17 protein-coding genes and 1 other annotated feature are annotated in these 19,287 nt (G+C 58.4%); of the genes, 9 read left to right on the plus strand and 8 right to left on the minus strand.

What is annotated here, in order from left to right; all coding sequences use genetic code 11:
* The 3 genes from trpD to trpL form a co-directional block, all read right to left on the minus strand.
* The gene (gene trpD / locus GVK32_RS15055; RefSeq protein ID WP_159869301.1) at positions 1-1,596 is read right to left on the minus strand and encodes a bifunctional anthranilate synthase glutamate amidotransferase component TrpG/anthranilate phosphoribosyltransferase TrpD; all 1,596 of its coding nucleotides are present in this window, start codon (positions 1,594-1,596) and stop codon (positions 1-3) included.
* Positions 1,596-3,158, minus strand: a complete 1,563-nt coding sequence (locus GVK32_RS15060; protein ID WP_159869304.1) for an anthranilate synthase component 1 — start codon at positions 3,156-3,158, stop codon at positions 1,596-1,598. The genes trpD and GVK32_RS15060 overlap by 1 nt, the downstream gene beginning before the upstream one ends.
* A gap of 35 nt (positions 3,159-3,193) precedes the next feature.
* Positions 3,194-3,289 (minus strand) — a sequence feature (Trp leader region).
* Complete coding sequence (gene trpL / locus GVK32_RS29535) at positions 3,266-3,313, minus strand: trp operon leader peptide (protein ID WP_159869570.1); 48 nt, start codon at positions 3,311-3,313, stop codon at positions 3,266-3,268. Its footprint overlaps the feature before it by 24 nt.
* A 135-nt stretch (positions 3,314-3,448) precedes the next feature.
* On the opposite strand from trpL, the gene rnm reads away from it, so the two are divergent.
* Together rnm and GVK32_RS15075 are read left to right on the plus strand one after the other, a co-directional pair.
* Positions 3,449-4,312, plus strand: coding sequence for an RNase AM (rnm, locus tag GVK32_RS15070; RefSeq protein ID WP_076945376.1), 864 nt, complete (start codon positions 3,449-3,451; stop codon positions 4,310-4,312).
* Between the two features lie 15 nt (positions 4,313-4,327).
* Positions 4,328-4,948 carry an L-threonylcarbamoyladenylate synthase gene (locus GVK32_RS15075; RefSeq protein ID WP_159869307.1) on the plus strand — a complete coding sequence of 207 codons (621 nt, stop codon included), beginning with the start codon at positions 4,328-4,330 and terminating at the stop codon, positions 4,946-4,948.
* Positions 4,949-5,036: 88 nt separating this feature from the next.
* On the opposite strand, the gene GVK32_RS15080 is transcribed toward GVK32_RS15075, so the two are convergent.
* From GVK32_RS15080 to GVK32_RS15090, 3 genes are all read right to left on the minus strand, one after another.
* A complete protein-coding gene (locus GVK32_RS15080) occupies positions 5,037-5,918 on the minus strand; it encodes a proline/glycine betaine ABC transporter permease (RefSeq protein WP_159869310.1) in 882 nt (293 codons plus the stop codon).
* Positions 5,915-6,658 (minus strand): ATP-binding cassette domain-containing protein, encoded by a 744-nt coding sequence (locus GVK32_RS15085; protein ID WP_223261757.1) that lies wholly within the window; start codon positions 6,656-6,658, stop codon positions 5,915-5,917. Before GVK32_RS15085 ends, GVK32_RS15080 begins: the two co-directional genes overlap by 4 nt.
* Positions 6,659-6,864: 206 nt before the next feature.
* On the minus strand, positions 6,865-7,797 hold the full coding sequence (locus tag GVK32_RS15090; protein ID WP_159869316.1) for a LysR substrate-binding domain-containing protein: 933 nt from the start codon (positions 7,795-7,797) through the stop codon (positions 6,865-6,867).
* A 106-nt stretch (positions 7,798-7,903) separates the two neighbouring features.
* Here GVK32_RS15090 and betC point away from each other — a divergent pair, with 106 nt between their 5' ends.
* The 7 genes from betC to GVK32_RS15125 all read left to right on the plus strand — a co-directional run bounded on the left by betC (position 7,904) and on the right by GVK32_RS15125 (position 17,830).
* Positions 7,904-9,442, plus strand: a complete 1,539-nt coding sequence (gene betC / locus GVK32_RS15095; RefSeq protein ID WP_159869319.1) for a choline-sulfatase — start codon at positions 7,904-7,906, stop codon at positions 9,440-9,442.
* Entirely contained in the window at positions 9,442-10,389 is a 948-nt protein-coding gene (gene choX / locus GVK32_RS15100; protein ID WP_227697830.1) for a choline ABC transporter substrate-binding protein, read from the plus strand. The genes betC and choX overlap by 1 nt, the downstream gene beginning before the upstream one ends.
* Positions 10,386-11,639, plus strand: coding sequence for an anaerobic sulfatase maturase (locus GVK32_RS15105; protein WP_159869322.1), 1,254 nt, complete (start codon positions 10,386-10,388; stop codon positions 11,637-11,639). Before choX ends, GVK32_RS15105 begins: the two co-directional genes overlap by 4 nt.
* 404 nt (positions 11,640-12,043) lie before the next feature.
* A complete protein-coding gene (gene rluB / locus GVK32_RS15110) occupies positions 12,044-12,922 on the plus strand; it encodes a 23S rRNA pseudouridine(2605) synthase RluB (RefSeq protein WP_041145177.1) in 879 nt (292 codons plus the stop codon).
* Between the two features lie 174 nt (positions 12,923-13,096).
* Complete coding sequence (locus tag GVK32_RS15115; RefSeq protein WP_159869325.1) at positions 13,097-14,461, plus strand: MFS transporter; 1,365 nt, start codon at positions 13,097-13,099, stop codon at positions 14,459-14,461.
* A gap of 18 nt (positions 14,462-14,479) precedes the next feature.
* Positions 14,480-16,831 (plus strand): beta-glucosidase, encoded by a 2,352-nt coding sequence (locus GVK32_RS15120; protein ID WP_159869328.1) that lies wholly within the window; start codon positions 14,480-14,482, stop codon positions 16,829-16,831.
* Between the two features lie 24 nt (positions 16,832-16,855).
* Entirely contained in the window at positions 16,856-17,830 is a 975-nt protein-coding gene (locus GVK32_RS15125) for an AraC family transcriptional regulator (RefSeq protein WP_159869331.1), read from the plus strand.
* On the opposite strand, the gene cobO is transcribed toward GVK32_RS15125, so the two are convergent.
* Together cobO and GVK32_RS15135 are read right to left on the minus strand one after the other, a co-directional pair.
* Positions 17,802-18,392, minus strand: coding sequence for a cob(I)yrinic acid a,c-diamide adenosyltransferase (cobO, locus tag GVK32_RS15130; RefSeq protein ID WP_076945384.1), 591 nt, complete (start codon positions 18,390-18,392; stop codon positions 17,802-17,804). The two genes, GVK32_RS15125 and cobO, sit on opposite strands and share 29 nt — an antisense overlap.
* Entirely contained in the window at positions 18,389-19,150 is a 762-nt protein-coding gene (locus GVK32_RS15135; protein WP_123707646.1) for a YciK family oxidoreductase, read from the minus strand. The genes cobO and GVK32_RS15135 overlap by 4 nt, the downstream gene beginning before the upstream one ends.
* Positions 19,151-19,287 lie beyond the last annotated feature (137 nt).

Raw genomic sequence — 19,287 nt, forward strand, 5'->3', positions numbered from 1 at the left:
TTACCCTCTTGCCGCTAATGCGGTCACTCTGTCATAGGCCGCTCCGCTGCGCAGCACGTCAATCACCTGCCGGGCGTTGGCTTTCAGGTCTTCATGCCCGTGTAAACGCATCAGCACTGCCACGTTGGCGGCGACCGCGGCTTCATGAGCGGCTTCACCTTTACCTTGTAGTAAGCGCGTCAGAATGTCACGGTTTTCTTCCGGCGTACCGCCGGCCAGCTGCTCCTGGTGATAAGGCGTCAGGCCGAAGTCATCCGCGGTCAGCTGATAGCTTTTGATCTCACCGTTATGGAGCTCGGCGACCACCGTCGGTGCGTGGAGCGACACCTCATCCATGCCGCCGCTGTGGACGACCGCTGCCCGCTGGTAGCCCAGCACGCGCAGGGTTTCCGCGATAGGCAGCACCAGCTCAGGGCTGTAGACGCCAATCAGCGCCAGCGGCGGGTGGGCCGGGTTAATCAGCGGCCCCAGCACGTTAAACAGCGTCCGGGTTTTCAACTGCTGACGGACCGGCATCGCGTGGCGGAACCCGGTGTGATATTTCGGCGCAAACAGGAAGCAGATGCCCAGCTCATCCAGCGCGGTGCGGGATTTATCGGCGTTCATATCGAGGTTGATGCCGAATGCGGCCAGCAGGTCGGAAGAGCCCGATTTACTGGAGACGCTGCGGTTGCCGTGTTTCGCAACCTTCAGCCCGCAGGCTGCGGCCACAAACGCGCTGGCGGTAGAAATATTGATGCTGTTACTGCCGTCGCCGCCGGTGCCGACGATATCGGCAAATAGGTAGTCAGGACGCGGGAACGGCGCGGCATTTTCCAGCAGGGCGGTGGCGGCGCCGGCAATCTCCTGCGGCTGCTCGCCGCGCACCTTCATACTGACCAGGGCGGCGGCCAGCTGCTCCGGCTTCACTTCGCCGCGCACGACCGCAGAAAACAGCTGGTGGCTCTCCTGCTGGCTCAGGGTTTCCGCCTGATACAGCTTTTCCAGAATCGGCTGGATAGTGTTGGTTTGCTCCAGCTTCTGCAGCGCCCAGGCCAGCGTTTGCTCCAGCAGACGCGCGCCCTGAGTGGTGAGAATCGACTCCGGGTGGAACTGGAAGCCGCAAACGCGATCGGCATCATGACGCACCGCCATCACCATCCCGTTATAGTTGGCGTTGATGGTCAGCCCGGCCGGAATGTTGCTGCCGACCAGCGAATGGTAGCGGGCCACCGGCAGCGGGTTAGTCAGGCCGGCAAACATCGCCTGGCCGTCATGCTCGATGCTGGACGCTTTACCGTGCAGGATTTCGCCCGCCTGGCCGACGTAGCCGCCGTAGGCTTCAACAATCGCCTGATGGCCAAGGCAGATGCCGATGATCGGCAGCTTGCCGCGCATGCGAATCAGCAGCTCCGGCATGCAGCCGGCTTCGCTCGGCGTGCCCGGGCCCGGGGAGAGCATCAGCACCGGATTGTCCATCGTGCCGATACGCTCGATTAAGGTTTGTGCCGGAACCGAGTTACGGTAAATCACTACGTTATGGCCGTTGGCGCGCAGCTGGTCTGCCAGGTTATAGGTAAAAGAGTCGATATTATCGAGCAGCAGAATGTCGGCCATTAGAATGTCTCCTTCGCGTGGTGGGCCTGGGCAATTGCGCGCAGCACCGCGCGGGCTTTATTTCGGGTTTCATCTGCTTCGGACTGAGGCACTGAATCGAGGACAATACCGGCACCGGCCTGAACGGTGGCCACGCCGTCCTGCACGTAGGCAGAGCGGATCACGATGCAGGTATCCAGGTCGCCGTGGGCGGTGAAATAGCCGACCGCTCCGCCGTAGCTGCCGCGGCGCTTACCCTCCGCGGCGGCGATCAGCTGCATCGCGCGCACCTTCGGCGCGCCGCTCAGGGTGCCCATATTCATACAGGCGCGATAGGCGTGCAGCACGTCGAGGTCGTTACGCAGCTCGCCGACCACCCGGGACACCAGGTGCATCACGAAAGAGTAGCGGTCGACTTTGGTCAGGTCGGCCACGTAGCGGCTGCCCGGGGTGCAGATACGGGCGAGGTCGTTACGCGCCAGGTCTACCAGCATCAGGTGCTCGGAGAGCTCTTTATGGTCGGTGCGCATTTCGAGTTCGATACGGCTGTCGAGATCGCGATCCAGCGAACCGTCGGCGCGGCGGCCGCGCGGGCGGGTACCGGCAATCGGGTAGATCTCAATCTGGCGGCTGACGGCATCGTACTTCAGCGAACTTTCCGGCGACGCACCGAACAGGGCAAAGTCGTTATCCTGCATAAAGAACATGTACGGACTCGGGTTGCTCTTCTTCAGCACGTCGTAGGCCGCCAGCGGCGACGGGCAGGGCAGAGAGAAGCGGCGCGATGGCACCACCTGGAAAATTTCGCCGGCGCGAATAGCGCGCTGCATTTTGCGCACCACGGCGCCGTACTCATCGTCGCTCTGGTCGCAGTCGCAGGTCATATGCTCGACCGTCGTGACCGGCAGCGGTGCCGGCGGCTCGTTGAGCTGCTGGCGAAGTTGGGCGATGCGCTGCGTCAGACGCTGCTTTTCGCTCGCCAGCGGCGTGAACAGGCTCGACTGGATGCGCGTGCTTTTGCTCTGGTGATCGATAACCAGCAGCGTTTCGGCCAGGTAGAAGCAGTAGTCCGGACAGGCGGTGTCGCTTTCCAGCGGCGGCAGGTTTTCGAAACCGGCCACCAGGTCATAGGCAAACAGGCCGCCGAAGAACATCGCTTCGCGCTCGTCGTGCGGCACGGTGACCAGCTCCTGCAGCAGGCGGAAGGCATCAAAGACCGACAGGGAACAGAGGCGCGCGTCCTCATCCAGCAGGGCGCTGACCGGTGGGAAGGTGAGCGTCCGGCCGTTCGGCTGACGCAGATTTTCGATGCCCGCAGGCAGGGTGTTGTCGAGTAAATCCAGCAGCGATGCGCCGTTGCTGGAAAGCGCCTGAACAGTGACTGTGTCACCTAAAGCGGTGATGCGCAGCGCGCTGTCCACCAGCAGCAGGCTCTTTAAATCATCCTTGCTGTCGATATCCGCAGATTCCAGCAGCAGGGTTGCCGGACGCGCGCCGCACAGCTGGTGGAACAGCGCCGTCGGGTTTTCGCGATAGATGGCGTCGCTGGTGAGAAGCTCGAGTGCCGGTTTTGATGTTTGCATTATTGTTCTCGCCTGTTCGGTATAATAATTTGTCCAATAAAAAGCCCGCTCATTGGCGGGCCGGGTATCTGTATGCTGAGTGCAAAACGCGATCACGCCGCCCGTTATCAGGAGGTGCGCCACCAGCCGTGCAGAGTGAAAGTTTGCGTTTTCATCGTGATACCCCTTCATGTGAACTTGCGTACTAGTTAACTAGTCCAGAGGAATAATGTCAACCCCTGTTTGCAGATTTTCTCCGCGAGTCGGTATGATAATGCGCTTATTTAAGTCCATGTCCAGCAGGAGTCACCTTGAGCGATACCCTTTACGCAGTGATTTACGATCTGCATAGCCATACCACCGCCTCTGACGGGCGGCTGACTCCAGAAGAACTTGTCCATCGAGCCCACCAGATGCGGGTGGGCACGCTGGCGATTACCGATCACGATACCGTGGCGGCCATTCCCGCCGCGCGGGCGGAAATTGCCCGCGCCGGCCTGCCGCTGACGCTGGTGACTGGGGTGGAGATTTCCACCCTGTGGGAAAACCATGAAATTCATATCGTGGGCCTGAATATTGATATTGAGCACCCGGCCATGCTGGCCCTGCTTGATGAGCAGAAGGCGCGCCGCCAGCTGCGGGCGCAGATGATTGCCGAGCGGTTGGATAAGGCGCGGATCCCCGGCGCGTGGGAGGGGGCGATGAAGCTTGCCGACGGCGGGGCGGTAACCCGCGGACATTTTGCCCGCTTCCTCGTGGAAGCCGGCCACGCCAGCAATATGGCCGACGTTTTTAAAAAATACCTCGCCCGCGGGAAAACCGGTTACGTTCCGCCGCAGTGGTGTACAATAAAACAAGCGATTGATGTCATTCATCATTCTGGCGGCAAAGCGGTTGTCGCCCATCCTGGGCGCTATGACCTCTCCGCCAAGTGGCTGAAAAGGCTGTTGGCCCACTTTAGCGAGCAGGGCGGCGATGCCATGGAGCTGGCCCAGTGTCAGCAGGCGCCGCATGAGCGCACGCAGCTCGCCGCGTATGCCGTCCAGTTTGGTCTTCTGGGCTCCCAGGGTTCTGATTTCCATCAGCCCTGCCCGTGGATTGAGCTGGGCCGTAAACTTTGGCTACCCGCAGGTGTAGAAGGGATCTGGCACAGCTGGGAAACGGCCGCAGAATAAAATTGAGAGGGAAGTATGAGCCAGTTTTTTTACATCCATCCGGACAACCCGCAGGCGCGGTTGATTAACCAGGCGGTGGAGATCGTGCGTAAAGGCGGGGTGATTGTCTACCCCACTGATTCAGGCTACGCATTGGGGTGTAAGATTGAAGATAAGGGCGCGATGGAGCGGATCTGCCGCATTCGTCAGCTGCCGGATGGCCACAACTTTACCCTGATGTGCCGCGATCTCTCCGAGCTTTCGACCTACGCGTTTGTCGACAACGTGGCGTTTCGTCTGATTAAAAACAACACGCCGGGCAACTACACGTTTATCCTCAAAGGGACCAAAGAGGTGCCGCGTCGTCTGCTGCAGGAAAAGCGTAAAACGATCGGCATGCGCGTGCCGTCGAACCCGATTGCCCAGGCGCTGCTCGAGACTCTGGGCGAGCCGATGCTCTCCACCTCGCTGATGCTGCCGGGCAGCGAATTCACCGAGTCCGATCCGGAAGAGATTAAGGATCGGCTGGAGAAGCTGGTCGATCTGATTATCCACGGCGGCTATCTGGGCCAGCAGCCGACCACGGTTATCGATCTGACCGACGATGCGCCGATCGTCGTGCGTGAAGGCGTCGGCGACGTGAAGCCGTTCCAGTAACGGAATACCTCCTCCCCGGCAGCATCGCGTTCCAGGCTGCCGGGATCGCGACAGGCTTGCCCCATCGGCGCATGTGATACAGGTAGCTTTATTTTGACCTGAGTCGAAATAGTCCGCCGAGAATCGTCCTTCTGGCGCCAGAAGGCTCGCCGCGTCGTGCAAAGCTTGCGGAGAGCCGATCCAGCAGGATGGCAATCAGCACCACCACGAAACCACTCTGCAGGCCAGTGCCAATCTCCAGCTGTTGAATGCTGCTCAAAATATCGTTACCCAGCCCACCGGCCCCGACCATCGAGGCGATGATAACCATCGACATAGCCATCATGATCGATTGATTCACGCCGGCCATAATCGAGGGCTGCGCGGCGGGCAGCTGCACTTTCCATAGCAGCTGCCACGGCGTGCAGCCAAAGGCGATGCCTGCCTCGATGCGCGAAGCGTTAACCTGGCGAATGCCTAAATCGGTCAGGCGCACGACCGGCGGCATAGAAAACAGAATCGTGGCGAAGATCCCCGGAGGGCGGCCAAGCCCGAACAAAATCGTCGCGGGTATCAGGTATACAAAGGCGGGCATGGTCTGCATAAAATCAAGCACGGTGCGAATAATGCTGCCGATAGCCGCGCGTCGCGCGCTCCAGATCCCGAGCGGAATACCGATCAGCAGGCTGAAAAACGTGGATGACAGAGTTAGCGCCAGCGTCACCGCCGCGTGCTCGCTGTAGCCGCTGTAAATAATATACAGCGAAGCAAGCAGGGCAAACAGCGCGAAACTTTTGCCAATTCGCCACGCGCCGAGCCAGACCGCGATAATCACCAGCCCCCACGGCGAAAGCGCATTTATCACGCTCTCGATGCCCCCGGCGAAGCTGTCGATAGCATGGGCGAAACCGTCAAATCCGCCGCCGGCGTGTACCAGCAGGCGCTGCATGGCGGCGTCAATCTGACGACTAAAATCGAGGGGGGAGCTCATGATGGCTCCTGACGCGCTGTCCAGATATCGGCATAGCTTTCGGCGAGCTGCCAGCGTGAAACGTCGACTCCGGAGAAAAAGTGTTGAACATACGCGGTCGCAGGCGCGTTGATCAGCTCTTCCGGTTTGCCAACCTGCACCAGCTTGCCTTTTTCCATAATCGCAATACGCGTACCGAGGCGCAGCGCCTCCTCCATATCGTGGGTGACAAAGACGATCGTGCGCCGGGATTCCGCCTGTAGCGACAGAAGTAGCGTCTGCATGTCACGGCGAATAATCGGATCGAGCGCGGAAAATGCTTCGTCCATTAACAGCACGGTGGGATCCATGACCAGCGCGCGCGCGAGACCGACCCGCTGCTGCATGCCGCCGGAAAGCTGAGGCGGATACTGTTCGGCAACGTCGCCAAGCCCGACTTTTGCCAGCATGTCGCGAGCTTTCCGATAGCGGACATCCCGGGATTCGCCGGCCACTTCGAGGCCGAACGCCACGTTATCCAGCACGCTGCGTTCGTCAAACAGTGCGAACGACTGGAAAACCATGCCGATATGACGGCGACGCAGGGCGATCAGCTCGGACTCCCGGAGAGCGGAAAGCGTTTTACCCTGGAAAATCACCGAGCCGGAACTGGCCGGGAGCAGGTGGTTAAGCGTGCGCAGCAACGTCGACTTGCCGGAGCCGGAAAGGCCGACAATGACAAAAATTTCTCCGCCATATATCTTTAAATTGATATCGCTCAAGGCATTAATCGCCGAGCTTTTGGACGTCGTTGAGAAAAAACGTTTATTCCCGGATGAATAATAATTTTTATTAACGGACTGTAACTCAAATATGGTTTGTAACATGGCGCCGCATTTATTTTAGAGTGGTCTTAAAAAGCTAACATATAAAACCGTCGGTGGCGCTAGTGTATTTTATTAAATCAATATGCGTTTTCTGCATTAGCTTATTTGTTTTCTGCGATTAGATGACCGGAAGAGTGAAAACTCCAGGCTTCATCCAATAACCACGCCTTGACCTTGTCCTGCTGCGCCGAGGCGGGTTTAGTATTGGCGGAAATCAGGTAATAGCCGCGTTCGGTACGGTGCATCGGGCCGCACTGTACCAGCTGTTTACTGGCCAGAAACGGCGCGATCAGGGGCTGCCAGCCGAGGGCGATCCCCTGGCCTTCCAGAGCGGCCTGGATCACCAGGGAATAGGCGTTGAAGGTCCGTGAAGCGGCCTGGTGTTGCCCGTGTACCTGATGCTGGCGGAACCAGTCTTCCCACGTCATCCAGCGCTGGGGCCGGGATTCCGGCAGCTTCAGCAGGGGATAATTCAGCAGAGATTCGGGGGCGGCGGCTGGCGCCATTTCCTTCTTAATCTTTTGATTGCAAACGGGAATGACAATCTCAGGGAACAGCCGCTGGTTCTGCGTTCCGGCCCAGTTGCCCTGGCCAAAATAGATAGCCAGATCCGCGCTGCTGTCGCGAAGGTTATAGTCGTTGGGTGAGGTGGTTATCTGTACCTCCACCCCCGGAATTAGCGCCTGCAGCCTCTCCATACGGGGTAACAGCCAGTAGCTGGCAAAACCCATATCGGTATCGATGCGCAGGACATTACGCTGCAGGCGCGTGCGTTCGAGCTGCTCGCTGATTTCCAGCAGGCTGCTGCGGACGATCAGATACAGACTATTGCCGGATTCGGTCAGCTGAACGCCGCGATGACGGCGTTCAAATAGCGGTGAATTGACCAGATTCTCCAGCATCTGAATACGCTGACTGACCGCGGGCTGCGATAGCCCGAGTTCATTTCCGGCAGCGGTAAAATTACCTAAACGCGCCGCCGCTTCAAATACCACCAGCGCCTGTAAAGGCGGAAGCTGTAATTTCCCTGCCATAAATTCACCTTATGCCATGATAAAAAAATAGCCCCTTCACAGAGCCTGTCGATACATGAGATAAGGCTAACACGTTTTATTAATTATTTTACTTCGCAGGTAAGTCATGCTTATAAATAAACCGAATATCGTTATTCTGATGGCCGATCAGTTAACTGCCAGCGCCTTAAGAGCGTACGGGAATAACGTTAGTCTGACGCCAAATATAGATAAATTAGCCCGTGAAGGGGTGGTATTTGATTCCGCCTATTGCAACAGCCCGCTGTGTGCGCCATCGCGAGCATCGTTGATGACAGGGCAGTATATTTCCCGTAACCAGGTGTATGACAACGCCGCCGAGTTTCACGCCGACTCGCCGACCTTTTGCCATTATCTGCGCGAACAGGGCTACCGCACCTGGCTGTCGGGGAAAATGCACTTCTGCGGCCCCGATCAGCTGCACGGCTTTGACGAACGGCTGACAACGGATATCTACCCCGCCGATTTCGGCTGGACGCCGGACTGGCAACACCCGGAACGCCGTCTCGACTGGTATCACAACATGAGCTCGGTGCTGGAAGCCGGCGAGTGCGTGCGCACCAACCAGCTCGATTTCGATGATGAGGCATTATTCCTCGCCCGCCAGCGCCTGTATGACGCCGCCCGTCGCCCCGAAGAGCAGCCGTTTATGCTGCTCCTTTCGCTAACGCATCCCCATGACCCCTTCGCGATACCCAAACGCTACCTCGAGCGCTTTGCGCAAGACGATATCGATATGCCCGTCACGCGCGGCAAAGATATTGCAGACGATGCGCATTCGGCGCGGATGCGCGCTATGTATCAGCTGGAACCGGGCCTGATCCACGATGAGCATATTCGGCGCGCCCGCCACGCCTACTACGGCGCCCTGGCCTACGTTGATGATTGCTTTGGCGAGATGGTGCGTACCCTCGAAGAGACGGGGCTGGCCGAAGATACCGTGGTGGTGGTGATTGCCGATCATGGGGAAATGCTCGGCGAGCGCGACCTGTGGTACAAGATGAACTTCTTCGAGAACGCCGTACGGGTGCCGTTAATCGTGCATAACCCCGCGCGCTTCGCGGCCCGTCGGGTCAGCGAAAGCGTATCGCTGGTGGATCTTTTACCCACCCTTGTCGAGCTTGCCAGCGGCGAAGATCGCAAAGCGCAGGCCATCGCTCCGCTGGACGGCAACAGCCTGGTGCCGCATCTGCAGGGGCAGCCCGGGCCGGACGGTGCGGTGAGCGAATATTTGGCCGAAGGCGCGCTCGGGCCGATGCTGATGTTTCGCCGGGGCGAGTGGAAATACATTCATTCCGCCAGCGAGGCGCCGCAGCTGTTCAATTTACGCGACGATCCCCATGAGCGGGTGAACCTGGCGGCGAATGAGCATTACCAAACGGTCGTGCAGGCGTTCGTCGATGAAATCCGGGGGCGCTGGGATCTCGATGCCCTCTACCAACAGGTGCTCGCCAGTCAGCAAAAACGGCTGTTTTTGACCCAGGTCGCCGGACGGGATGCCATTCCGAACTGGGACTATCAGCCGTTTCAGCGCGCATCAACGCGCTATATCCGTAACCATCAAACCCTGGATGAGCAAGAGGCGTTCGCCCGCTATCCTTCCCCCGTGAAACACCAGGAATCATAATGAAAATGAAACGCATGACCCGACTGATGCTGCTGGCGGTTGCCGGCTGGTTGCCGCTGAGCGGCTTCGCCGCCGATGACGCGCGCTGCGCCACCGTTACGCAGTCCGATCCGGGCTGGACGGATATTGCGGCGACCAATGCCCTTTCCGGGACGATACTGAACGCGCTGGGCTATCAGCAAAAAGTGCAAAACCTGTCGGTGGCGCTGGCGTTTCAGGGGCTGAAAACCGGCCAGGTCGACGTGTTCCTCGGCAACTGGATGCCCGCGCAGGAACCGGTTATCAGTAAGTTTACCGCCGATGGCGCGATTAAGGTGCTCGGCACGAATCTTCCCGCTGCCCGCTTTACGCTTGCCGTACCGGATTACGTCGCCTCCGCTGGCGTAAAAGATTTCGCCGACCTGCAAAAATTTGCCGATAAGTTTGGCCATAAAATTTACGGTATTGCTCCCGGCGCGCCGGCTAACCTCAGTCTGAAGAAGATGCTTGATGCGCATGATTTCGCCCTCGAAAACTGGACGCTAGTCGAGTCCAGCGAAAGCGGCATGCTGGCGCAGGTGGCGCGCGCGGTGGAGCGTCAGCAGTGGATCGCGTTCCTCGGCTGGGAACCGCACGCCATGAACACGCGCTTCCGGCTGGTCTACCTCAGCGGCGGCGACCGGTACTTTGGCGCTAACTATGGCAGCGCTACGGTGAATACGGTGACGCGGAAGAATTTTGCCGCTGAATGCCCGAATCTGAATCGCTTTTACAGCCAGCTAACATTTAACGTCGGGCTGGAAAACGCGGTGATCGCCCGGATGCTGGACCAGCAGCAAACGGCGCAGGAGGCGGCGCGAGAAGAGTTAAAACGCCGTCCGGAGCTGCTGGATAGCTGGCTGGATGGGGTGACCACACGCGGCGGCGAACCGGCGAAACCCGTGGTTATTCGCTATCTCGGGCTATGAGTCATCATATCAATCAGTTCCAGCTGATGGCGAAGCCGTCGGGGTCGGTGTGCAATATCGATTGCACCTACTGCTACTACCTGGAAAAGCGGCGGCTCTATCCGCAGCAGCAGGCCCGCTGGAAAATGGACGGCGCGACGCTGGAAAACTACGTGCGGAAAAATATCGCCAGCCAGCCGGCGCAAACGGTTCATTTTCACTGGCAGGGCGGCGAGCCGACCTTGCTCGGGATTGACTTTTTCCGCGAGGCGCTGCGGCTACAGGAGCGCTACCGCAGCGGGAAGCGCATCGACAATATTTTTCAGACTAACGGGATAAAGCTTGATGATGACTGGGCCCGGTTCCTGAAACAGCACGGTTTTCTCGTCGGTCTCTCCCTCGATGGCGATCGCCTCAGCAACGATGCGTATCGCCTGACGCGCGGGGGGAAAAGTACCTTCGACGCCGTTATTCGCGGTCTGGAGGCGCTGAAAAGGCACAATGTGGACTTCAACACCTTGACGGTGGTGAATGCGGAAAACGTCAAACGGCCGCTGGAAATCTACCGTTTCCTTCAGCATATCGGCAGCCGCTACATGCAATTTATTCCGCTGGTGGAGCGGCGAGCCGCACAGCCCGATGTCAACGGTCTGACGATGATTTCTCCTGATTTTTCCGCGCAGTGCCAGGTGACCGAATGGTCGGTACCGGCCAAAGCGTACGGGCGCTTTCTCAACGCTATCTTCGATAGCTGGGTGCAAAACGATCTGGGAAGCGCGTTCGTGATGAATTTTGAGCAGACGTTGGCAAAAATAGCCGGCAGATCAGGCTCCTGCGTGATGAGCGAAACCTGCGGCGATAATCCGATCGTGGAGTCCAACGGCGATATCTATTCCTGCGATCATTTCGTTTATCCTGAGCATAAGCTGGGCAACATCAACCACGATAGCCTCTCCGTGCTGGTTAACTCGGCGCAGAATATCGCCTTTGCCCAGCGTAAGCGGACCAACATCGGCCGCGAATGCCTTAACTGTTCGCTCCGCCCGGTCTGCAACGGCGGCTGTCCGAAGCATCGCTTCATGCTGTCCGACGATGGACGACCCAATAAGAATTACTTCTGCGACGGCTACATGCTGCATCTGCGCCACGTTTTACCGATTATGCAGACGCTGTTGACATTGATGCAGCAGGGGCTCGCGCCGGAGAGGATCAGGAAAATCCTCGTGCAGCATTATTACCGGCAGAGCGGGGGCGCTAAGGGCGGCGACTGAGCGCCGCAGTCTCCGGAGGGGAGAGCGCCATGCTTGTGGTCGCGTGGCCTGGCGAACAGCAACTACGGGCTGCAGGCTTTCGACATTTTATTGCTGCATAGCGCAGGATTTCGCACCGGGACAGGGATAAATGACCGCGGCTGGTTCATAATCAATGCAGCCCACCTCCGGGCGCCGCTGCCAGAGCGCGGCGAATATAACCTGAAGAAGCATTCATTTTGAAGTTAGTGTAATATGTGCGACCACGTTTGCAGGCGTGTCTCAGTCGTGACGGTTATCAGACTCCGGCTGCGGTACCCCTTCGGGACAAAAGTATTTACCTAACAACAGGGCATGGATTTATTAACTTGTTGTTTCATAAAGTATATCAGACGCCTGGGAAGGCGACACCTTAAGGAAGCTCAATGAGCGAGAAACTACAGAAAGTGCTGGCCCGCGCCGGCCACGGCTCCCGCCGTGAAATTGAATCTAAAATCGAAGCTGGCCGCGTCAGCGTCGATGGCAAAATCGCCACCCTCGGCGATCGCGTAGAAATTGTTCCTGGTTTAAAAATTCGTATCGATGGTCACCTGATTTCGGTGAAAGAGTCCGCTGAGCAAATTTGCCGTGTTCTGGCCTACTACAAGCCGGAAGGCGAGCTCTGCACCCGCAACGATCCGGAAGGTCGCCCGACGGTCTTCGACCGTTTGCCGAAGCTGCGCGGCGCGCGCTGGATCGCGGTCGGTCGTCTGGATGTGAATACCTGCGGCCTGCTGCTGTTCACCACCGATGGCGAACTGGCGAACAGGCTGATGCACCCGAGCCGCGAAGTTGAGCGTGAATATGCCGTGCGCGTGTTTGGTCAGGTCGATGAAGACAAACTGCGCCAGCTGTCCCGCGGCGTGCAGCTGGAAGATGGCCCTGCGGCCTTCAAAACCATCAAATTCACCGGCGGCGAAGGCATTAACCAGTGGTATAACGTCACCCTGACGGAAGGGCGTAATCGCGAGGTTCGTCGCCTGTGGGAAGCGGTTGGCGTTCAGGTTAGCCGCCTGATCCGCGTGCGCTACGGCGACATTCTGCTGCCGAAAGGCCTGCCTCGCGGCGGCTATACCGAGCTGGACCTGGCGCAGACTAACTACCTGCGCGAGCTGGTGGAGCTGCCGGCAGAAACCACTTCAAAAGTGGCGGTAGAGAAAGATCGTCGCCGCGTGAAGGCGAACCAGATCCGCCGCGCGGTTAAACGCCATAGCCAGGTGGGTAGCAGCAATAACCGCCGCTCTGCGGGTCGTGGCAAAGATTGATGTTGTTGCGTCCGGCGGCTCCCGTCGGACGCTTATTTTCCCTTCCTGATGTGACTCCTTTCACACTTCCGTATAAAGACAAAAAACAGGAAATACCCGGACAAATAACGCAAAGTGAAGCGGCGGCGAACGCCATATACTGGCAACACTGATTACAAAAACAGGTAGCCAAAAATGGATACAGCAGGAAAACTATCGGCCAGCTATGTAGTTATCGGAGTTAAAGAGAAAATAGGCTACGGCTTCGGCGACTTTGCTTCTAATTTATCATTTGGTTTCGTTTCGCTGTTTTTACTCTTCTTCTACACCAATATTTATGGCATTAGCGCGGTACAGGCCAGTCTGATATTTGTTATTGCCCGAGTCATTGATGCTATTTTTAATATCCTGATTGGTTTGGCGATTGATAAAACGCACAGCCGCTACGGTAAGCTGCGTCCCTGGTTATTATACGGTTCGATTCCGCTGGGCTTTCTGACGGTGCTGTGCTTTGTGCCGTTTGGCGGCGAGGCGAAATTCTACTTTGCCTTAATCTCTTATACGATATATTGCCTGGCGTATACGGCGGTCAATACGCCGTACTCGGCGCTGACCAACCGCCTGACGCAGCATGAAGCCTCGCGTTCGTCGTTGTCGGTATATCGCTTCGTATTGGCGATCGTCGGCTATTTAATTGTTTCGACGACCGCCGACCTGCTGATTTCGCCGTTTACGGATAAACAGACGGGCTACGTTTTCGCGGTTTCGTGCTTTGCGCTGCTGGCCACCTTTCTGTTCCTCGCCTGTTTTGGCATGACCAAAGAGCGGGTGGGCGAAGACGAGGATGAGGCGCCTGCGCCCACGCTGCGCGAGATGCTGCGTGCGGTGACGGGCAATACACCGCTGCTTAACCTGTCGCTGTTTACGGTGTTCTTCTATATTGCCTATACCGTCTGGATGGCGATAGCGATCTACTTTATTAAATATATCATTGGCAGCGAAGGCTATACCGCGACCTTCTTTTTGATTCAGTCAGCTGCGTATATTGTCGGTACGGTTATTTCTGAAAAAATCATTGCGCTGATGGGCAAAAAGAGAATGACGCTGATTGCTCTGGGGATTGGTATCCTGGGGGTGATGATGCAGTATTTGGTGGCCGGGAATAATCTGTGGCTGATTATGACCGGAGTGTGCTTGTATAGCATTACGCTGGGGATGGGCTTTGTGGCGATGTGGTCGATGATTGCCGACACCGTAGAATATGCCGAATGGCATCATGGCGTGCGCAGTGAAGGCGCGATCTACGGCTTCTTTAATTTCATCACTAAAATCGCGATGGCGATTGGCGGCGGCTGCGCGGGATGGATGCTGGATTATTATCATTATGACGCAGGGAATATCACGGCGAGCGCGATTAACGGGATTAATATTTTGATGACATTATTCCCCGGCGCCATGTTTGCCCTCAGCGCCATATTTGTGGCGTGCTATTCGCTGGATGAAAAAACCTACCGCGATATTGTCCATAAAATTAGCCTGCGCAAGCAGAATGCGCTGTAACCTCAGGGAGCCAGAGAGATGAAGAGTGAATTTAATACCGTGATTGCGGCCATGACGGCAGAGGAAAAAGTGGCGTTGCTGACCGGCAGCGGCCTGTGGCGCACGGCATCGATGCCGCAGCATGGCATCAACGATATCGTGATGACCGACGGAACCTACGGCGTGCGCTACAGCAGCGCACAAATCGACGGCAGCGAAAAGTGGAGTATGGATGACTTTATTTCGGTCATCACCCAAACCGCTGACCAGGTCAGTGCGGAGGAGTCGGCGGCAAAAGGCGGTAGCGAAGCGCTGTTCAGCGCCTCGCTACCGGCAACCTGCTTTCCTAACGGCTCCAGCTTAGCTTGTAGCTGGGACGTGGAGCTGGTCTATCAGATGGGCCAGGCGCTGGGCCGCGAATGTCAGCAGATGGGGGTCGGGATCCTGCTAGGGCCTGGCATCAATATTCGCCGCACGCCGCTCGCCGGCAGGGGCTATGAATACTATGCCGAAGATCCGGTTGTCTCCGGCGATATCGCCGCAGCGCTGATCAACGGCCTGCAGAACGAAGGGGTCGGCGCCAGCCTCAAGCATTTCGCCGCCAATAATTCTGAATATCGCCGAACCGAAATGGATTCGATAATCGAAGAGCGGGCGCTGCGTGAAATCTACCTCGCCGGATTCCAGCGGGCGATAGCGAAATCGCAGCCGTGGACGGTGATGTCCTCCTACAACCGCCTGAACGGCGTACAGACTTCGCAGGATCCCTTTTTACTGACCCAGGTACTGCGGGATGAGTGGGGATACGACGGGCTGGTGATGTCCGACTGGTACGGCATCAAAGACCGCCCGGCGTCGCTGCTGGCGGGCAACGATCTGGCGATGCCGGAAACCCGCCGCGATAAGCGGACGCTGCTGGCGGCGATTGAGTCAGGAGAGGTGCCTCTGGCGGTGGTCGACCGCGCCTGCCGGAGAATGCTGGCGCTGCTGGAAAAGGTGCAGCGCCACCGTCGCCCGGAGACCCGGGCCGATTTCACGGCCCATCACCAGTTGGCGCAGCAGCTGGCCGGGGAGTCAATCGTCTTGTTGAAAAATGAAGACAACCTTCTGCCGCTTACCCCGGAGCGCAGCCGTCGGATTGCGGTATTGGGCAAGCCGGCGCAGGAGCCGGTGATTCAGGGATCGGGCTGTGCCACCACGGTACCCTATTTGCTGGATCGTCCGCTGGACGAGATCTTCGATCTGGCGGGCGACGACTTTACCGTGACCTGGGCGGTTGGCGCTCCGGATGACGAGCGCTGCGATGAACAGGCGCTGGCCCAGGCGCGAGCGGTGGCGCAGGAGGCGGACGTGGCGGTTATCTTCGTCAGTACCGCGGTGGGTGAGGATGGCGAAAACGGCGACCGTCATGATTTAAACATCCTGGCGGTACACGAACGGCTGATCCGCGAGGTGGCGGCGGTACAGCCCAACGTGGTGGTGGTGCTGGCCAATAGCGATGCGGTAGTGATGCCGTGGCTGGCGGAGTGTAAAGTGCTGCTGGAAACCTTTTTCGCCGGGCAGGGCATGGGCCGGGCAGTGGCGGAAATTCTCTTCGGCCAGCGTAACCCCTGCGGTAAACTGACGGTGACGGTGCCGAATACGCTGGAAGAGACGCCGGCGTGGCTCAACTACCCGGGAGAGAACCTGCGCCACCATTACGGCGAAGGGCTGTTTGTTGGCTATCGCTACTATGACAAACGCCGAATGACGCCGCTGTTCCCGTTTGGCTTTGGCCTAAGCTATAGCCGGTTTACCTACGGCCAGGCCGAACTTTCCGCCTCTCGCGTCGGGCCTGACGAGACGCTGACCGTCTCGTTCACCCTGAGCAACGACGGCGATCGGGCGGGGAAAGAGATCGCGCAGCTGTACGTCAGCGCGCCGGACGGCGAGCTGATCCGCGAGGAGCAGGCGCTGAAGGCATTCTGTAAAGTGGCCCTTGCGCCCGGCGAGAGCCGTCGCGTCAGCCTGCAGCTGCCGATTGCCGACCTGGCCTGCTATCACCCGGGGCTTGCGGATTGGGTTATCACCCCGGGCCTCTGGCAGGTGCGGATTGGCGGCTCTTCGCGCGATCTACCCCTCGTCGCCGACGTCGAAGTGGCCACTGCGCCGCGTTACGTGCCGCTGCGGGATGACAATTCGCTGCAGCAGCTGATCCAGCAGCCCGAGGCGCTTGACCGGGTGGTTGCCCTGATTGCGCGCAAGAGCCAGCTGCCGTCGGCGCAGATCCGCGATCGGCTGATCCAGCTGGCGCCGGATCTCTTCTGCGGCCTGCTGATCGCCCTGACTGAGTTTTTGGCGCTTGATATCGACAGCGATGAGCTGAATCGCGTTCTTGCCGGGCGCGAATAATCGTCCGACTACAGGAGATGGCGCATGTTTCCCTTTTCAGTCACTCACCCCCGCTCGGAGACAGAGGCCGGGCGGCATACGGTTAACAGCGGCTACGAGCTGATTGCTTTTGATGCCGAGAAGCTGAACGCGTTTGCCGCCGAGGTACGCTACTGCGAACCGCACTGGCACCCGGCGCCGGAGCTGATAACCGTGCTGACGGGACGCTTCTCTATCGTTGTCGGCCAGCAGAGCGTGGAGCTGGCTCAGGGAGACATGCTGTACATCAACGCCGAGGCGGTGCATTCGCTATGCGCGGAGGAGGCCGGGAGCCAGCTGGTGACCGTGCAGTTTTCACCAGGCCTGTTCGATGAGCTGCATCCCGCGCCGGTGCTGAGCTGGTGCACCGCCGGGCGCGGTGACAGCGAGGCCGATGGCGTTGTGCGCCAACGGCTGCGGAGCCTGCTCAGCCAGCTGATTGACAATCGCGCCCCGTTTCAACGTATCGCGACTATCTATCTCCTGCTCGATGCGCTAACGCTGGCGGGAGACGCGGTGCCGCAGGCGGAAAGCTCCCTGCGCGAAGAGGCGATGATAAAGAAAGGCATCGACTTTATTAACCAGCATTTTGACCAGCCGCTGACCCTCAGCGAGGTAGCGAGCCGCAGCGGAATGAGCTATTCGTGGTTTTCGCGGCTGTTTAAGAAGGTGAGCCGGCACAACTTCAAGGAGTATCTGACGCTGGTGCGGCTGAATAAGGCGAAGACGCTGCTGCGCGATACCCGCACGCCGATCACCGAAATTAGCCATAGCTGCGGCTTTCAGGAGCATAAGTACCTGATTGCCGCCTTCAAAAAATACTGCGGGCTGACGCCGACAGAATACCGTAAGCGCTTTATCTCCCGACAAAACAGCGTCGAAAGCGTGCTGGCTCAGGGCGAGGATTGCCTGTGCCTGGCGCTAAACGGCGCGCTGCTGGAGAGGCTGGCGCTTAGTAGTCAATGCCCATCTGCGCCTTAATGCCGGCGTCAAAGGCGTGCTTAACCGGGCGTAATTCGCTGACGGTATCGGCAAGCTCCACGATGTCGCGATGGCAGCCGCGGCCGGTGATAATCACCGTTTGCTGGGCTGGACGACGGCGCAGCGCGCTAAGCACCTCTTCAAGCGGCAGATAGTCATAGGCCACCATATAGGTCAGCTCGTCGAGCAGAACCATGTCGAGACTCTCGTCTGACAGCATGCGCAGAGCGTGCTGCCACACGGCGAGACAGGCGGCGGTATCGCTTTCGCGATCCTGGGTATTCCAGGTGAAGCCGGTTGCCATTACCTGAAATTCGACGCCGTGCGGCTCCAGCAGGTTGCGTTCGCCGTTCGGCCAGGTGCCCTTAATAAACTGGATAACGCCGGCCTTTTTACCGTGCCCGATGGCGCGGGTAACGGTACCAAAACCGGCGGTGGTTTTACCTTTGCCGTTGCCGGTAAAGACGATAACAATTCCGCGTTCTTCCTGGGCTGCCTCGATTCGGGCGTCGACCTTCTCTTTTACCCGCTGCTGGCGTTCGCGGTGGCGTTCTTCACTCATTGTGCAATTCCTGGTTTGCGCCCCGGTTGGGCGTCGAAGGTCATTCCCGTTTTGCGACGGCTATCGTCGCCCATCAGCCATAAATAAACCGGCATGATATCGGCGGGGGTCTTAAGCTTTTGTGGATCTTCCGTCGGGAAGGCGCTGGCGCGCATTTGCGTGCGCGTGCCGCCTGGATTGATGCAGTTAACCCGCAGGTGGCGGCTCTGGTACTCCTCCGCCAGCACCTGCATCATCCCTTCAGTGGCAAATTTCGACGCCGCGTAGGCGCCCCAGTTGGCACGACCCTGACGGCCTACGCTTGATGAGGTGAAAACCAGCGAACCGGACTCGGACTTGAGTAATAAAGGAAGCAGCGCCTGGGTCAGCATAAAGGTACCGTTGACGTTGACCTGCATAACCTGCTGCCAGACTTCCGGCTTCTGCTCGTCCATCGGGCAGACGTCGCCGAGCAGACCGGCGTTGTGCAATACGCCGTCGAGGCGCGGGTAGTGGACGCTTATCTGCTGTGCCAGCTGCTGGCACTCCTGCGGGGTGCAGGTGAGCAGATCGAGCGTAAACCAGGGCGCCGGGATCCCGCCGTCCTGCTCAATTTCCTGCGCCACGCGGCGCAGCTTCTCTTCGCTACGGCCGAGCAGGATAACGCTGGCGCTGTAGCGGGAGTAGGTCAGCGCGGCTTCGCGTCCGATCCCGTCGCTGGCGCCGGTCACCAGGATGATGCGATCTTTCAATAAATGATTCTGCGGCTGATAGTGCACGGTGACTCCTTGGGTGACCTGCTGACGGGTCACGCTTTCTCTTCGGTCGTTCACTTTTGCGTTTTATGCCTGAAACGGCCGGGTAATGCAATCGGCGAAGCGGAAACTCTTTGCGGAATTAATATCTTGCAACGATT

The organism is Klebsiella sp. 18074, assembly GCF_902705905.1.
Lineage (GTDB): Bacteria > Pseudomonadota > Gammaproteobacteria > Enterobacterales > Enterobacteriaceae > Klebsiella > Klebsiella terrigena.

Bases quoted from the DNA above. Each gene is read 5' to 3' on its own strand.
- trpD (WP_159869301.1), bottom strand. From the start codon at position 1,596: ATGGCCGACATTCTGCTGCTCGATAATATCGACTCTTTTACCTATAAC.
- GVK32_RS15060 (WP_159869304.1), bottom strand. From the start codon at position 3,158: ATGCAAACATCAAAACCGGCACTCGAGCTTCTCACCAGCGACGCCATC.
- GVK32_RS15075 (WP_159869307.1), top strand. From the start codon at position 4,328: ATGAGCCAGTTTTTTTACATCCATCCGGACAACCCGCAGGCGCGGTTG.
- GVK32_RS15080 (WP_159869310.1), bottom strand. From the start codon at position 5,918: ATGAGCTCCCCCCTCGATTTTAGTCGTCAGATTGACGCCGCCATGCAG.
- GVK32_RS15090 (WP_159869316.1), bottom strand. From the start codon at position 7,797: ATGGCAGGGAAATTACAGCTTCCGCCTTTACAGGCGCTGGTGGTATTT.
- betC (WP_159869319.1), top strand. From the start codon at position 7,904: ATGCTTATAAATAAACCGAATATCGTTATTCTGATGGCCGATCAGTTA.
- choX (WP_227697830.1), top strand. From the start codon at position 9,442: ATGAAAATGAAACGCATGACCCGACTGATGCTGCTGGCGGTTGCCGGC.
- GVK32_RS15105 (WP_159869322.1), top strand. From the start codon at position 10,386: ATGAGTCATCATATCAATCAGTTCCAGCTGATGGCGAAGCCGTCGGGG.
- rluB (WP_041145177.1), top strand. From the start codon at position 12,044: ATGAGCGAGAAACTACAGAAAGTGCTGGCCCGCGCCGGCCACGGCTCC.
- GVK32_RS15115 (WP_159869325.1), top strand. From the start codon at position 13,097: ATGGATACAGCAGGAAAACTATCGGCCAGCTATGTAGTTATCGGAGTT.
- GVK32_RS15120 (WP_159869328.1), top strand. From the start codon at position 14,480: ATGAAGAGTGAATTTAATACCGTGATTGCGGCCATGACGGCAGAGGAA.
- GVK32_RS15125 (WP_159869331.1), top strand. From the start codon at position 16,856: ATGTTTCCCTTTTCAGTCACTCACCCCCGCTCGGAGACAGAGGCCGGG.
- cobO (WP_076945384.1), bottom strand. From the start codon at position 18,392: ATGAGTGAAGAACGCCACCGCGAACGCCAGCAGCGGGTAAAAGAGAAG.